Source organism: Alkalibaculum bacchi (assembly GCF_937875145.1).
Classification (GTDB): Bacteria; Bacillota; Clostridia; order Eubacteriales; family Alkalibacteraceae; genus Alkalibaculum; species Alkalibaculum bacchi_A.
Window position 1 is genome coordinate 13943 of record NZ_CALNCS010000162.1, and the last position, 15241, is coordinate 29183.

General features: G+C 35.7%; 15 protein-coding genes. All 15 read left to right on the top strand.

Going from position 1 to position 15241, the window contains the following annotated elements:
* Nucleotides 1-45: 45 nt before the first annotated feature.
* Nucleotides 46-360 (top strand): cupin domain-containing protein, encoded by a 315-nt coding sequence (locus Q7P22_RS09770; RefSeq protein WP_303863673.1) that lies wholly within the window; start codon nt 46-48, stop codon nt 358-360.
* Between the two features lie 263 nt (nt 361-623).
* A complete protein-coding gene (locus tag Q7P22_RS09775) occupies nt 624-953 on the top strand; it encodes a CGGC domain-containing protein (protein ID WP_303863674.1) in 330 nt (109 codons plus the stop codon).
* Nucleotides 954-1095: 142 nt separating this feature from the next.
* On the top strand, nt 1096-2040 hold the full coding sequence (locus Q7P22_RS09780) for a DMT family transporter (protein WP_303863683.1): 945 nt from the start codon (nt 1096-1098) through the stop codon (nt 2038-2040).
* Between the two features lie 194 nt (nt 2041-2234).
* A complete protein-coding gene (locus tag Q7P22_RS09785) occupies nt 2235-3698 on the top strand; it encodes an NCS2 family permease (protein ID WP_113920814.1) in 1464 nt (487 codons plus the stop codon).
* Nucleotides 3699-4140: 442 nt separating this feature from the next.
* Nucleotides 4141-5925 carry an ASKHA domain-containing protein gene (locus tag Q7P22_RS09790; protein ID WP_113920813.1) on the top strand — a complete coding sequence of 595 codons (1785 nt, stop codon included), beginning with the start codon at nt 4141-4143 and terminating at the stop codon, nt 5923-5925.
* Nucleotides 5926-6229: 304 nt separating this feature from the next.
* On the top strand, nt 6230-7030 hold the full coding sequence (locus Q7P22_RS09795; RefSeq protein ID WP_113920812.1) for a basic amino acid ABC transporter substrate-binding protein: 801 nt from the start codon (nt 6230-6232) through the stop codon (nt 7028-7030).
* A 133-nt stretch (nt 7031-7163) separates the two neighbouring features.
* The gene (locus tag Q7P22_RS09800; RefSeq protein WP_303863675.1) at nt 7164-7823 is read left to right on the top strand and encodes an amino acid ABC transporter permease; all 660 of its coding nucleotides are present in this window, start codon (nt 7164-7166) and stop codon (nt 7821-7823) included.
* Entirely contained in the window at nt 7810-8532 is a 723-nt protein-coding gene (locus tag Q7P22_RS09805) for an amino acid ABC transporter ATP-binding protein (RefSeq protein ID WP_113920810.1), read from the top strand. Before Q7P22_RS09800 ends, Q7P22_RS09805 begins: the two co-directional genes overlap by 14 nt.
* Before the next feature lie 243 nt (nt 8533-8775).
* Nucleotides 8776-9600, top strand: coding sequence for an ATP-dependent sacrificial sulfur transferase LarE (gene larE / locus Q7P22_RS09810; RefSeq protein ID WP_303863676.1), 825 nt, complete (start codon nt 8776-8778; stop codon nt 9598-9600).
* An 86-nt stretch (nt 9601-9686) separates the two neighbouring features.
* Nucleotides 9687-10433 carry a nickel pincer cofactor biosynthesis protein LarB gene (gene larB / locus Q7P22_RS09815; protein ID WP_303863677.1) on the top strand — a complete coding sequence of 249 codons (747 nt, stop codon included), beginning with the start codon at nt 9687-9689 and terminating at the stop codon, nt 10431-10433.
* A gap of 255 nt (nt 10434-10688) precedes the next feature.
* Nucleotides 10689-12308, top strand: a complete 1620-nt coding sequence (locus Q7P22_RS09820; RefSeq protein ID WP_303863678.1) for an ABC transporter substrate-binding protein — start codon at nt 10689-10691, stop codon at nt 12306-12308.
* Nucleotides 12309-12327: 19 nt separating this feature from the next.
* Nucleotides 12328-13302, top strand: a complete 975-nt coding sequence (locus Q7P22_RS09825; RefSeq protein WP_303863679.1) for an ABC transporter permease — start codon at nt 12328-12330, stop codon at nt 13300-13302.
* Nucleotides 13303-14118: an ABC transporter permease gene (locus Q7P22_RS09830; RefSeq protein WP_303863680.1), complete on the top strand. Its 816-nt coding sequence runs from the start codon at nt 13303-13305 to the stop codon at nt 14116-14118.
* 27 nt (nt 14119-14145) lie between these two features.
* A complete protein-coding gene (locus tag Q7P22_RS09835; RefSeq protein WP_303863682.1) occupies nt 14146-15093 on the top strand; it encodes an ABC transporter ATP-binding protein in 948 nt (315 codons plus the stop codon).
* 10 nt (nt 15094-15103) lie between these two features.
* On the top strand, nt 15104-15241 hold a 138-nt coding region (locus Q7P22_RS09840), incomplete at its 3' end, for an ATP-binding cassette domain-containing protein (protein WP_303863685.1).

Genomic DNA, 15241 nt, shown 5'->3' on the forward strand with positions numbered 1-15241 from the left:
ATAAATAGGGTATAACTGTATGAAATAATACAAGGAGGAAATTAAATGATTGAGAAAATATTTCAACTATCAACAAAGGACGAAAAAGCAGTCGAAAAGGTAATCTTCGACGAAAATGTACATTACCTTCATATGGTGTTTAATAAGAACGAGGGACTTCCAGAGCATTTCTCCAATTCTAATGTTTATATGACAGTCATAAGAGGAACTCTTTCCATCGGGCTTGATGACCAAGAGATTCACGAATACGAGAAAGGGATTTTACTTAAAATTCCAGTAAACACAAAAATGAATGTAAAAAACTTGTACGATGATACCTTAGAATTAATCGTAGTAAAGGCCCCAGCGCCTACAAAGTAAACTAAATTGAGAAAATCGCCGATTAGAAACTCCTAGTGGCGATTTTTTTATATAATAAAAATGTTCTGTTTCTGGCTAGGTTAGTATTTAAATAATTTTTATATACACGGGTTGATTTCTTGACCCGTAAGGATTGATCGAAGAACACTGATAGCTGGTTGCTGGTTGATGATGGCTGTATTTTTGATTTTTGGTGCTTAAAATCACATCAAACTATTCGACATTGTGGTATGCTATGTTCACTTACAATTAGGAGGTGGACAATGATTAATATAGGGATCATAAATTGCGCGGAAGTGGCAAAAAAGTGTTCGGGAACAGGGTGTATTAATGCTTTTAATGAAAATAGGGGCTCTTTTGACAAATACGTCTTTAAGGATGCGGAAATTGTTAGCTTTGCACAATGTCATGGATGCAGTGAAAATGCTACTGAAGGAGTAGTAATAGAGGCTAATAAGATGAAAGATAAAGGGGTCAAAACAATACATATTTCTACTTGTATTCGTGGAAGATGCAAATGGTACTCTGAATTTGTAGACGAGTTATCAAGAAATTTTGAAGTTGTAGACTATACTCATGGACGTAAAAAATAGGAAGTAGCTTATTGTGCTTTTCCTCAAATTCATGTAAATTATATAATGGTATCTATTTTGTTGGCATTGCATTTAGGGTAGCCATTCTCCTAAAGGGTGAAACAGTAGCATATTAATGAGAGTAATAGGAGGATTTGCTTTGGTGGAATCATCAAAAAAACAGTATTTAATAGGGATTTCATGTACATTACTTGGCGCAATTTTTTGGGGATTTTCTGGAGCTAGCAGTGAGTATTTAATGGAAGTTTACCATTTGCCCGCGCCATGGATTTCCATGGTTCGTATGTTATGTGCCGGAATCATTTTATTTGTATGGCTTAGTTTTAAACAAATGGATGGTTTAAAGGGCATATGGAAAGACAAAGTATCGTGGAAATCATTATTAGCCTTTAGCATTGTTGGACTTATGGCGAATCAATTAACTTATCTTATGGCCATTTCTCATACAAATGCGGGTACAGCTACTGTATTACAGTACATTGCTCCAGTATTTATTTTAGCTTATATTTGTTTGAAAAGTCACAAAAAACCAAATAGAAAAGAATTAATTGGGATTAGCCTAACCCTAGCTGGTATATTTCTCATCACTACACATGGCAATATACAATCTTTAGTTATTTCGTCTTTAGGTTTATCCTGGGGAATCTTGTCAGCTATTACTTTAGCCATCTATAATTTAGTACCTATCAAGATCATTCGCAAATGGGGTTCTCTTGTGGTTACATGTTATGGCATGTTGATTGGTGGAGTAGTAGGGGCTTTGCTATTTCAACAATGGCGCATAAAGGTTGAACTTGATTTATCAGCGTTAGGAGCTCTTTTCGTCGTTGTAGTGTTCGGTACGGTCATCCCATATACTTTATACTTAAAGGGGGTAGAGCAAATAGGGGCAGTAAAAGCAAGTATGATCGCTTCTGTTGAGCCTTTAGCGGCAACTGTATTTACTGCTATTCTTCTAGGAACAAAATTTACTATGATAGATATTATTGGTTTTCTCCTTATTATTGCAACAGTTATTCTATTAGCTTATAAGGAAGAAAAAAAGCAGCACGAGAAAAAGAAAATAAATAAAACTTCATTGACATAAAGTAATAAAACACCTTTTCTACGAAACACGAACATTATCTAAAAAAAACGATAAAATATTCTTAAAAATGTTGAAATTTAAATTATATTGAACTATAATAATGAAGCAGATGATTTCATTTCAAATAAAGTATTAAAAATAGAGCAATAATGTAATTATGTAACAGATTAAAATGGAAAAGGTGGGAAAGAAAAGTGGAAAAGTTTTTTCAACTGAAAGAGAATAATACAAATGTATCAACAGAAGTCATGGCTGGTTTTACTACATTTTTTGCAATGTCTTATGTTATATTCGTTAATCCAGCAATTTTATCATTAACGGGCATGCCTTCTCAAGCAGTATTTTTAGCAACGCTTATTGCTGCAGCAATCGGTACTTTGGTCATGGGACTTTTTGCCAATGTTCCATACGCTCAGGCACCAGGCATGGGACTAAATGCGTTCTTTACTTATACGGTAGTATTTGCACTAGGTTTTACTTGGCAAGAAGCCTTAGCAATCGTTTTTGTATGTGGAATTTTTAATATTTTAATTACCGTTACTAGGGTACGTAAAGTAATCATTAAATCTATACCTGTTGGTTTGCAAAATGCAATTAGCGGAGGTATTGGCGTATTTATATCTTATATTGGAATCAAAAATGCAGGCTTGCTACAATTTACATCTGATGCAGGCACTATTCAATCCATTAACAATGCAGCATATGATGTAGCTACTACAACATATGAAGGTGGAATAACTTCTGTAGTAACTGGTTCAGGAATTGTTCCTGCGTTAGTAGATTTTACACAAATGGGACCTATACTGGCTTTAATTGGACTTGCAATTACGGTTATTTTATTAGTTAAAAATGTTAGAGGAGCCATTCTTATTGGAATCATATCTACTACAATTATAGGAATACCATTAGGCATTGTAGATTTGTCTACAATTGGTTCTTCTTCTAATTCCTTGGCAAATGCAATTTCAGAATTAGGTGTTACTTTTGGGGCTGCTTTTAGCAGTGAAGGACTAGGTTCATTATTTAGTGATCCAGCTCGATTGCCATTAGTCTTTATGACCATATTTGCTTTTAGTTTATCTGATATATTTGATACGATTGGAACATTTATTGGGACAGGTCGTAAATCTGGAATCTTTAGTGCGGAAGATGAAAAAGCATTAGAGACGAGCACAGGCTTTAATTCTAAAATGGATAAAGCATTATTTGCAGATGCCATTGCAACGTCAGTAGGAGCGGTCTTTGGAACATCTAATACTACTACATATGTGGAAAGTGCTGCAGGTATTGGAGCAGGTGGCCGTACAGGACTTACAAGCGTGGTAGTAGCAGGCTTATTCTTACTATGTAGTTTATTTGCACCAATAATCACCCTTGTTCCTGCACAAGCAACTGCACCAGCCTTGATTTTAGTTGGGGTTATGATGATGTCTTCTTTCTTAGAAATTGATTGGAATAGTTTGGAGGAAGCAATTCCTGCTTTCTTTACTTCCATTTTTATGGGATTTGCATACAGCATCTCTTATGGTATTGCAGCAGGATTTATTTTCTATGTTATTATCAAAGTAGCAAAAGGCAAAACAAAAGAAATCCACCCAGTATTGTGGGTATCTAGCTTATTGTTTGTTTTAAATTTTGTCATAATGGCGAGATTGTAAATAGGATATTTCAAAGAGGTTTGTTATCGGTAGATAGCAAACCTTTTTTTATGCAAAGGAAACTCCTACTTTAGGCTCCAGCTCTTGCTAGTCATCCTGAGCGCAAGCAAAGGATCTCACCAAACCAGCTAGCAAAGTACACACTATATACTATAAAGATTTACATCAATTGAACAATGAAAAATGAACATTGAATATGGAACAATACAAATATGCGATTACTTGTTTGATTTTATACTGTTAATTATTCATCGTTCATTGTTCACTATTCACTGTGACGTAAGTCGCATATTTGACTACCTGACCAGACATTGATAATTCATAAATAAATGAATAAGTGTACATAATGATACTTGCCATTAATTTCATAATTAGATATCATTAATAATAAGTATATATAATATTAATATAGATTACTTATAAGTGAAAGGGGTATGGACGAATGAATATGGTTTCAGTCGAATTTCCTATAATCGGAAAGAGCATAGAAATCGAAAAGGGGAGTAAGATTTCAGATGCATGTGAAAAGATAGGCCACCCTCTAAATTTAGTTTGTGGCGGAAAAGGTAGATGTGGCAAATGTGAGGTTGATATTCAAATAAAGGGAACAACGTCTACAGTTTTAGCTTGCCAAGTAGAAGTATCTGATGGATTAAAAGTTATGATTACAGGCGAGGAAGTAGAAGCTCAAATACTCACATCCAATATGTTAAAGCACACGAATCCAAATCCATCTACGAGAATAGTTCACGTAAAGCATGATGAGTTAGTCACTCCATTATGTGGGAACGATTACGAAACTTTATTAAGTGTAATTGATTTAGATTTAAGCCAGCCACCACTAGAAGTGCTGCAAAAATTTTCAACCATTTACCATAATCCTGAAGGACTAAATATTATTTTATATAATGACGAAATTGTAGATATCCTTCCAGGAGACTCTACTCAAACGATATACGGTTTAGCTTTTGACATTGGTTCTACTTCTGTTGTAGGGTATTTGTTTGATTTGAAAACCTATGAACAGGTTGGGATTAGCTCTAGGCTGAATAAGCAAACAAGCATCGGCGGCGATGTCATCAGTAGAATCGACTATGCTATCTCTAATCCAGATGGTTTAAGAAGATTAAACAAACTGGTTGTTGAATCAGTAAATGAAATCATTGAAAATATTTGTACAGAAAACAATATTGATAAAAATAATATTTACCAAGCAAGTTTCTGTGGTAATAGCACTATGCAGCACTTGTTTTTAGGTTTGTATCCAAGCAATTTAGGTTTAAAGCCTTTTAGCAGTACGACACATAGAGCTGTTTTGACAAATGCCAAAAGCCTTAGTATTAATATCAATTCTAAAGCAAAAATTAATTTCTTGCCTTTATTAGGTGGATTTGTAGGTGCAGATACTGCTGCAGTACTTCTATCTATACAAAATGATGATAAAAACAGGCTGGTTATCGATCTAGGAACCAATGGCGAACTAGGTGTAGGGAAAAATAATGATTATAAAGTCACTTCCTGTGCATGTGGACCTGCCCTTGAAGGTGCTGGTTTAGAGTATGGAATGAGGGGGACAAAAGGTGCTATTGAACGAGTAACAATAGCCAATGGTCAAGTATTTAATAAAGTAATAGGAGGAGTAAAACCTCAAGGAATTTGTGGTTCTGGAATTATCGATATCGTAGCGGAGCTATCTGAAAATAATATTGTAAATTCTGGTGGTACTTTTATAGATCCATCGAAAATAGAAGAGCCAGAATTAGCAAAGAGAGTCATCAAAACTCAAAAGGGAAAAGCATTTATCATAGCTTATGGGGAGGAAACAGAATCTGGAGAACCCCTCTTAATGACCCAGCAAGATATCCGCCAAGTTCAACTAGCGAAGGCAGCAATTTATACAGGGTGCTTAATGCTAATAGAAGAATGTGGACTAAAAGGCGAGGACCTAGAAGAAATCTTAATCGCAGGAGCATTTGGTAATTATATCGATATCAATAAAGCTCAGGCTATTGGCATGATTCCACATTTTGAAAACGTGCCTGTGTATTCCATCGGAAATGCAGCAGCAACAGGAAGCCAAATCTTCTTATTGTCAAGAGAAGAGCAAGAAGAGTGCATTAAATTAGCATCAAAAGCAGAACACATAGAAATCGCATCGAATCCAAATTTTGTTAACGGATTTATAATGAATACGAGTTTAAAATTAGATGAAGAGGACGACGAGTAAAAAGGAGATAAAGAGGACAAATGGTCCTCTTTATCTCCTTTAATTGACAATTATTGTACTTACCTATAGGCGAGGTTTTTGACCCAGGCTCCTTCCACAGTCATCCTGAGCGCTAGCGAAGGATCTTATGCTTTCACTCTGCCCAAACTATACAGTTTCCCTTTCCACAAAAAGTTCTTCCACCCAACAAGCGAATCATCCATTAATTTCCAACCCTCAAACATTGCAACTTTCTACTTTTAGCAATTGAATATTTATTAGTTTTATTGTATTATTATGTTATTAGAAATGGGGAGGATATTAAATGAAAATGAAAAAAGGATTAATCACATTACTTATTGTTGCACTTATGATTGCCTTAGTTGGCTGTAATAGCAACGAAACAACTGAAAAAGAAGAAGGACAAGGTGAAAATACAAGTAAAAGAACTCTTACTGTTGGTACAAGTGCAGATTTTCCACCTTTTGAGACGATTGATACAAAAGGGGAAATCGTAGGCTTTGATATTGACCTTGTAAAAGAAATCGGAAAAGAATTAGATGCTGAAATTGTACTTGAAAATACAGAATTTAGCGGTTTAGTTGCTGCAGTGCAAACTGGAAAAATCGACTTAGCAATTTCAGGAATGTCTGTAGATAAAGAGAGAGCAAAAAAGGTAAATTTCTCTGATCCATATTATGAAGCGTATCAAACTTTAGTCGTAAAATCTGATTCAGAAGGGATAAAAAACATGGACGAACTTACAGGTAAGATAGTAGGTTCTCAGCTGGGTACTACCAGTGATGATGTCATTATGACATTCGAAGGAGTTGAAGTCAAAAAATACAATAAAGCAACAGATGCAATACAAGACTTGAAAAATGGTCGAATTAATGCAGTAATTATTGAAGATTCTATTGCTTCTGAATTTGTTGCAAAGAATACTGAACTAAAAATTGTTACTCCTGAAGGTTTAAACACAGAAACTGTGCCTTTTGCTATGGCGCTACCCAAAGACAGTGATGATTTATTAAAAGAAGTAAATGAAGCTTTACAAAGCATAAAAGAATCTGGAAAATATGATGAGTTACTTTCTAAATGGAACCTAGTTAAATTCGAGAAATAATTAATAATAGGATATAATGAAACAGGTAAGAGATATAGGGCAGTAGGTTTTTATGCTGTCCTAGGATCTGACTTATCTGTTTTTTATCGTAGATTAACAGATAATTTCTCATACAACAGAAAGGATGAAATACATGGATTTTGCTTCAATGGCTCAGTATGCGCCACTGTTTGTGGAAGGTTTGAAGGTTACTGTTCAGATCGCTTTTGTGGCAGTAATTATTGGGGCTATTCTAGGTTTAGTTGTAGCTCTTGGAAAATTGTCGGCGAATAAGGTTATTTCTTTTATAGCGACAACGTATATACAAATTATTAGAGGAACACCCGTACTAGTGCAGTTGTACATTATATACTATGCAACATACCCACTTTTTGGATTTAATATTCCACCTTATATTGCAGCAGTAGCTACCTTTGGTTTGAATAGTTCAGCTTATGTAGCAGAAATTATTCGAGCAGGGATTCAGGCTGTAGATTTTGGACAAATGGAAGCTGGGCGTTCTTTAGGTTTGCCTCATGGTATGGTCATGAGATATATTATTATTCCCCAGGCAATCAAAAACATCTTGCCAGCTCTGGGAAATGAGTTTGTCGTTTTATTAAAAGAAACTTCTGTCGTGTCCATTATTGGAACGACTGATTTAGTGCGACAAGCAGATATCATTAAAGCTGCAACCTATAGTAATTTTGAGCCTTATATTATTATTGCACTTATTTATATTGTTTTGGTATTAGGTTTATCTACATTGATTAACCAATTGGAAAGGAGGTTGAAACGAAGTGATTACCGTTAAAAATCTCCATAAATCCTTCGGAAACTTGCAAGTTCTCAAAGGAATCGATCAAGAAGTAAAGCAGGGAGAAGTAGTAGTCGTCATCGGTCCAAGCGGTTCAGGTAAGAGTACTTTTTTAAGATGTATCAATTTGCTTGAACAACCTACAAAAGGTCAGATCATCATTGATGGCGACGATATTACAGATTCTAAGGTAAACATTAACAAGGTAAGGGAAAAAGTAGGAATGGTATTTCAACACTTTAATCTTTTTCCTCATCTGACTATTTTAGAGAATGTGACCTTAGCACCTATAAAATTAAAGGGAATGTCAAAGGAACAAGCTACAGATTTAGCAAAGAATCTACTCAAAAAGGTAGGACTAATAGATAAGATTGACACTTATCCTGTTCAATTATCAGGTGGTCAAAAACAAAGAATTGCCATCGCTCGTGCCTTAGCCATGGAACCTGAAGTAATGCTCTTTGATGAGCCAACTTCAGCTCTTGATCCTGAAATGGTTAAAGAGGTACTAAGCGTTATGAAGGACTTAGCCTTAGAAGGGATGACTATGATGGTCGTAACTCATGAGATGGGCTTTGCAAGAGAAGTGGGAGATCGAATTCTTTTTATGGATGAAGGCAAAGTAGTAGAAGAAGCGAGCCCTGATCAACTATTCAACCATCCAAAGCACTCTCGTTTAAAAGAGTTTTTGAGTAAAGTACTTTAGAAATAAAGGAGATAATCCAAAGGATTATCTCCTTTATTTCTAAGCTGAAGAGCGGAAAGGAAAACCATTATCTCACCTAAAGGCGAGTGTGATCTTTTCAGCTTTCAACATTCGGTTTTCTGTCAAAAGTTTTTCCCGTCCAACTGTCTAAATTAAGCAGCAGTAGAGAATGTTCGATTGTACATAAAAATAATTTGTAGTATGATAAATGTATTAGATTAATTACTATACATGGAGGATATTATGACATTACATGAAAAATATAATCGTTTAAGAAATATATTAAAGGAAGCAGGAAGTGGGGCTGTAGCTTACTCTGGAGGAGTAGATAGTACTTTTTTATTGACAGTTGCTTATGATGTGTTGGGGGATCAAGTTATAGGTGTTACGGCTCGCTCTTCTACATATCCTGAGAGAGAATATAATGAGGCAAAGAGCCATGCAGAAAAATTAGGGGTAAGACATATTACTATCGTATCTGAAGAGCTAGAAATTGAAGGTTTTTCTAAAAATCCAGTAAACCGCTGTTATTTTTGTAAGGCAGAGCTTTTCTCAAAGGTCAAGTCACAGGCTGATAAGTATGGTTTGAAGCATGTCTTTGATGGCTCTAATTTGGATGATACAAGTGATTATAGACCAGGAATGAAGGCAGCTAAGGAGCAAGGGGTTATTAGTCCTCTAAAGGAAGCAGGATTTACAAAAGACGATATTCGAAAACTATCTAAAGAGCTTGATGTACCTACTTGGGATAAACCTGCTTTTGCTTGCCTTTCCTCAAGATTTCCTTATGGAAAAGAAATTACTGCAGAAAAACTCTCTATGGTAGAAAAAGCAGAACAGTATCTCTTAGATATGGGATTTAGACAAATAAGAGTAAGACACCACGATGAAATCGCCCGCATCGAAGTAGAGCCAAATGAAAGAGCAAAGTTTTTTGACGTAAATAAGATGGACCAAATCGGAAATGAATTTAGAAAAATTGGTTTTAAGTACGTAACACTTGATATTTTAGGGTATCGAACTGGAAGCATGAATGAAGTTCTTTCAGAAGAAGACAAGAAAATATAGCAACTAGCGGCCAGCATAGCTACCTCCGGTAGCTTTAAGACCCGAGAGAAAAGCTGACCTAAAAGGAATACCAGAGAGGTGACATAATGAGCGAAGAGTCTTTAAGAAATTTATTAGAAGATATTAAGTCAGATAAAGTAAGTATTGATGAGGCGGTAGAAAGCTTAAGGCAATTGCCTTATAAGGACCTAGGCTTTGCAAAGGTAGATCATCATCGTGAATTAAGACAAGGTTATCCTGAAGTGATCTACTGTGCAGGAAAGACGCCAGAGCAGGTTCAAAGCATTGTGGAGGCTATGATTTCAAGAGGAAGCAATATTATCGGCACAAGGGCTGATGAAACCATGTTTAATGTAGTCAAAGAAATTTGCGATAAAGCCATTTACCATAAGTCCTGCAAGATGATTACAATTGAAAACCATAAGATTACTCTAACAAATTCCTATATTGCCGTAGTAACTGGGGGTACATCGGATATCCCAGTCGCTGAAGAAGCAGCTATAACCGCAGAAATCTTAGGAAATAAAGTGGAAAGAGTCTATGATGTAGGAGTAGCAGGGATACACAGATTATTTGATAAATTAGACATTATTACTGGCGCAAAGGTAGTCATCGCTGTAGCAGGCATGGAAGGTGCACTGGCAAGCGTATTAGGAGGTTTAGTATCCAAGCCTGTTTTAGCTGTTCCAACTAGTGTTGGTTATGGTGCTAATTTTGGCGGATTAGCCGCACTTTTAGCCATGTTAAACAGTTGTGCCAGCGGGACAGCTGTAGTCAATATCGACAATGGCTTTGGCGCAGGATATATGGCAAGTATAATTAATCAATTGTAATTTTAAATAGACATTATTTAGTATTGACAAAATTTACTGTAATATGATATATTTTAATCAATCATATGAAACTAAGAAGGTTTCTGATAGTTAGAGTAAATACACCAACACAAGATATTTTTATTTTTGATTGAAAGACCATGAAGGTTAAGCTGCAATTGAATGCAGTGCTCTTTATGGTCTTTTCTTGTCGGGCAAAACCCGCATAGCGTGTTTTGTCCAAGGTTTTATACACGAACAAGGGGGGATAATATTTTGAAAAAAGATTTAATCCGTGTAATGTTAATTGCAATCATGGTACTCAGTTTGCTTGTAGGATGTTCTAGCCAACAAACGAATGTTAGGAAAGAAGAAACCAATGAAAAAGAAGTAAAAAAAGATTCTATAGTCATGGCCATAGGTTCAGAACCGGATGGAGGATTTGATCCAGTTATTGGCTGGGGAAGATACGGTAGTCCATTGATTCAAAGTACTCTCGTAGAGACAAACGCTGATATGAAAATTGTAGGTGACTTAGCTAAAGATTATACCGTTAGTGAAGACGGCTTAACCCTTACTTTTAATCTTAGGGATGATGCTTATTTTACAGATGGTGAACAAGTTACAGCAGATGATGTAGTATTTACATATGAAACGGCTAAGAAAAGCAATTCTATTGTAGATTTTACTGTATTGGAAAAAATTTCTGCAAAAGATGATTTTATAGTAGAAATGAAATTAAAAAATCCAGAATCTACATTTATTTATAGCATTGCAAAGACGGGTATTGTTCCAGAACACGCTTATTCTAAAACTTATGGAGACAATCCTATAGGAAGTGGACCTTTTAAATTTGTTCAATGGGACAAAGGACAACAACTAGTTCTTGAAGCGAATGAGGATTACTATGGCACTGTTCCTAAAATGAAAAAAGTAACGGTTTTATTCATGACAGAAGACACAGCATTAGTAGCTGCAAAAGCTGGTCAACTTGATGTAGCGATGACCGTACCAAGCCTTGCTACAGATGAAATCGAAGGTATGACTATATATAAGGCAGCTACCATCGATAATAGAGGGCTTACACTTCCCGTAGTTCCTGCTAAGGGCGAAAAGACAGAAGACGGTTATCCAATAGGTAATAATGTTACATCTGATATTGCCATTCGAAAAGCATTATCTTATGGTATTAACCGAGAGAAATTAGTAGATGAAGTCTTAAATGGATACGGTACTCCTGCTTATACAGAGTCTGATGACATGCCTTGGTTTAATGAAGAATCAAAAGTTAAATACGATGTAGAAAAAGCAAAAGAATTGTTAGAAGAAGCTGGATGGGTCGATAAGGATAATGACGGCATTCGAGAAAAAGGAAATCAAAAGGCAGAATTTAATCTTATTTACTCTTCTGGTGATTCTGTAAGACAAGGTCTTGCTTTAGCAGCTACTGCTCAGGCAAAGAAATTAGGCATTTCTATTATAGTAGAAGGCATGAGTTGGGATGAAATTGACAAGAGAATGTACGAAGATGCTGTACTGATGGGATGGGGAGATCAAAACCCTATGGAAACATATCTATTGTATCACAGCAGCAATAAAGGACAACCAAACTACTATAATCCAGAGAATTTTGATAATCCTATTGTAGACAAATACTTAGAAGAAGCTTTGAAAACATCCGATCAAGAAAAGGCAAACGAATTATGGAAGAAGGTACAGTGGGACGGAAAAACAGGAACATCTGCTTTAGGCGAGGCACCTTGGGTTTGGCTTGTAAATGTTGACCATCTATATTATGTAAGGGAAGGTATTGACGTAGGAGAACAAAAAATACATCCTCATGGTCATGCTTGGCCATTGGTGGCGAATTTAAGAGATTGGAAATGGACAGAATAAAAAAGATTGGATGAACAGTATGAACATAACCCATTACATCATTAAAAACTTTATGAAAATGATTTTGCTTATTGTATTAGTTTCCGTTGTAACTTTTACTCTAGCAGTAAATTCACCTATTGATCCTATAAGACAGTACATAGGAACGGGAACCGTAACAGATGATCAAAGAGATTCTATTGAAGAGTATTGGGGGTTAAATGATACAAAGGCGGAGAGATTTGTAAAGTGGTCTACAAATCTCCTCCACGGAGATTTTGGAGATTCTATTATTTTTCGAAAAGGGGTATTAAGTGTAATCTCGGAGAAGGCAGGAAGCTCCCTCTTCTTAATGTTAAGCACATTTACTTTAACAGGGATTCTAGGTTATATAATAGGATTGTTTATGGGGAGATTTCGCGATTCTATAGGAGATCGAATATTAAAATCCATATGTATAACCTTTTCTGCTACACCTACCTTTTGGGTAGGCATGCTCATGTTGATTATATTTTCTGTAAAGCTAGGGATTTTTCCTATTGGATTTAGTATGCCTATAGGTGTTCGTGCTGATGAAGTTAATATATTTGATAAAATTTATCATACGATACTCCCAGCCCTTACCCTAACCTTAGTATTTATTCCTAATATAGCACTGCATACTAGAAGCAAGGTCATTGAAGTTTTAGAAAGTGATTATGTACTATTTGCAAAGGCTAGAGGAGAAAGCCAAAAATCCATTATGAAAAACCATGTCATAAAGAATACAGTCCTTCCTGCAATCACCATTCAATTCGGTTCCTTTAGTGAAATATTTGGAGGAAGTGTTTTGGCGGAAAATGTATTTTCCTATCCGGGTTTAGGCACCACTATTGTAACGGCTGGTCTAGGCGGAGATATTCCCTTGTTGCTTGGCATTACGATTATTATTTCCATATTCGTTTTTATTGGCAATTTTATAGCAGATCTTCTCCACTTATTTATTAATCCAATGATTCGAGAGGAGGAGATATAGATGAATAGGCGAAAGAAAAGCAAAATTATTCTAGTGATTATAGTAGCGTTTGTCTTACTAATCATGATTTCAGGCTCAATGATAACGGATGAAATGTTAGCCCCTGATTTTTCACAAAAGAATCAACTGCCTTCTCTAAAGCATTTCTTTGGAACAGATTGGCTGGGAAGAGATATGTTTTTACGAACGATCAAAGGATTACAAAACAGCATTATTATCGGTTCTATAGCTTCTTTAATAAGTTCAATCATCGCTTTAATCGTAGGAGGCTTAGCTGGAACCATGCCCAAATGGGTAGATCATATCGTTCGAATTGTCATCGATTTGGTAATGGGTATTCCTCACTTGATTCTTATCATTTTGATTTCAGTACTTGCAGGTCGAGGGGTGAGAGGATTGCTCATAGGAATAGCCTTGACCCACTGGACATCCTTAGCACGAATTGTACGAAGTGAAGTCCTTCAAGTACGCAATGACCACTATGTATTGGTATCGAGGAGGTTTGGAAAGAGCAATTTTTATATCTTTAAAGAGCATATGATACCTATTGTCTTACCTCAATATATTATTGGATTAGTACTGACTTTTCCACATGCAATCCTTCATGAGGCATCTGTGACTTTCTTAGGATTTGGATTATCTCCTGAAGCACCAGCAATTGGCATTATTCTATCTGAAAGTATGAAGTATTTAGTTAATGGAGTATGGCATTTGGCTTTTTTTCCAGGTTTGTCTTTAGTATTATTAGTGCTTTTAATAAACAAATTAGGCGAGAATCTATCCCTACTGTTAAATCCCTATTTAGCTCGTGAATAAAGAAAAATAATAGAATGGAAGGATCCTATGAAAAGACCATTACTTGAAATAAATAATTTATCTGTTGGATTTAGAATGAACGGATCAAAACAAAAGCAAAGTTGGGCTGTTAATGACTTATCCATAAGGGCCTATCCAGGCGAAATATTGACTATTGTAGGCGCTAGTGGCAGCGGAAAGAGCGTCTTAGCTAGTGCTATCTTAGGATTATTACCGGGCAATGCCATATCAAGTGGAGAAATTATTTACGATGGAAAAAATGTAGATAAAGAATTACTTAATAAACTAAGAGGCGAAGAAATCACATTTATTCCACAGAGCATTTCTTCCTTAGATCCATTGGTAAAAGTAGGAAAGCAAGTAAGAAATTTTGCCTCAGATGACGAAACCATAAAAAAACAGAGAAAAATCTTTAAAGAATATGGATTGAACAGAAGTGTGGAAAAAACATATCCCTTTCAGTTGTCGGGAGGGATGGCTCGAAGAGTGCTTATTTCGACAACTGTGATGAAAAATCCTAGATTGATTATAGCGGACGAACCAACGCCAGGTCTAGATATTCAATCCGCTAAAAAAACTATGGATTATTTTAAAAATTATGCCAAGAAAGATAAAGCTATTATATTGATCACGCACGATATCGATTTGGCCATCCATTACTCAGATAAATTAGCTATCTTCTATGGAGGACAAATTGTTGAAATAACAAAGGCAAAGTATTTTCACCAAGGAATCCAATACCTGAAACATCCTTATACGAGAGCATTATATAGATCACTACCAACAAACGGTTTTAAGCCTATACCCGGTTCTCAACCGATTCCTGATAAAGACGATCAAGGCTGTATATTTAGAGACCGATGTGAGTGCAAGGTGCAAATCTGTGATAGTAGTGTAAATACTCAAAAATTTGAAGATGAAATGGTGAGATGTAATGTCGATTTTACAAGCGAAAAATATAGGCTTCCAGTATAAAAATAATAGAATGATTTTAGAAGATGTCAATTTTAGCGTAAACTCTGGGGAGAGAGTAGGATTAGTAGCTAAGAGTGGTTATGGAAAAAGCACCCTTGCAAAAATTCTAGCTGGACATTTAACGCAGACAAAAGGGACGATTTCCATA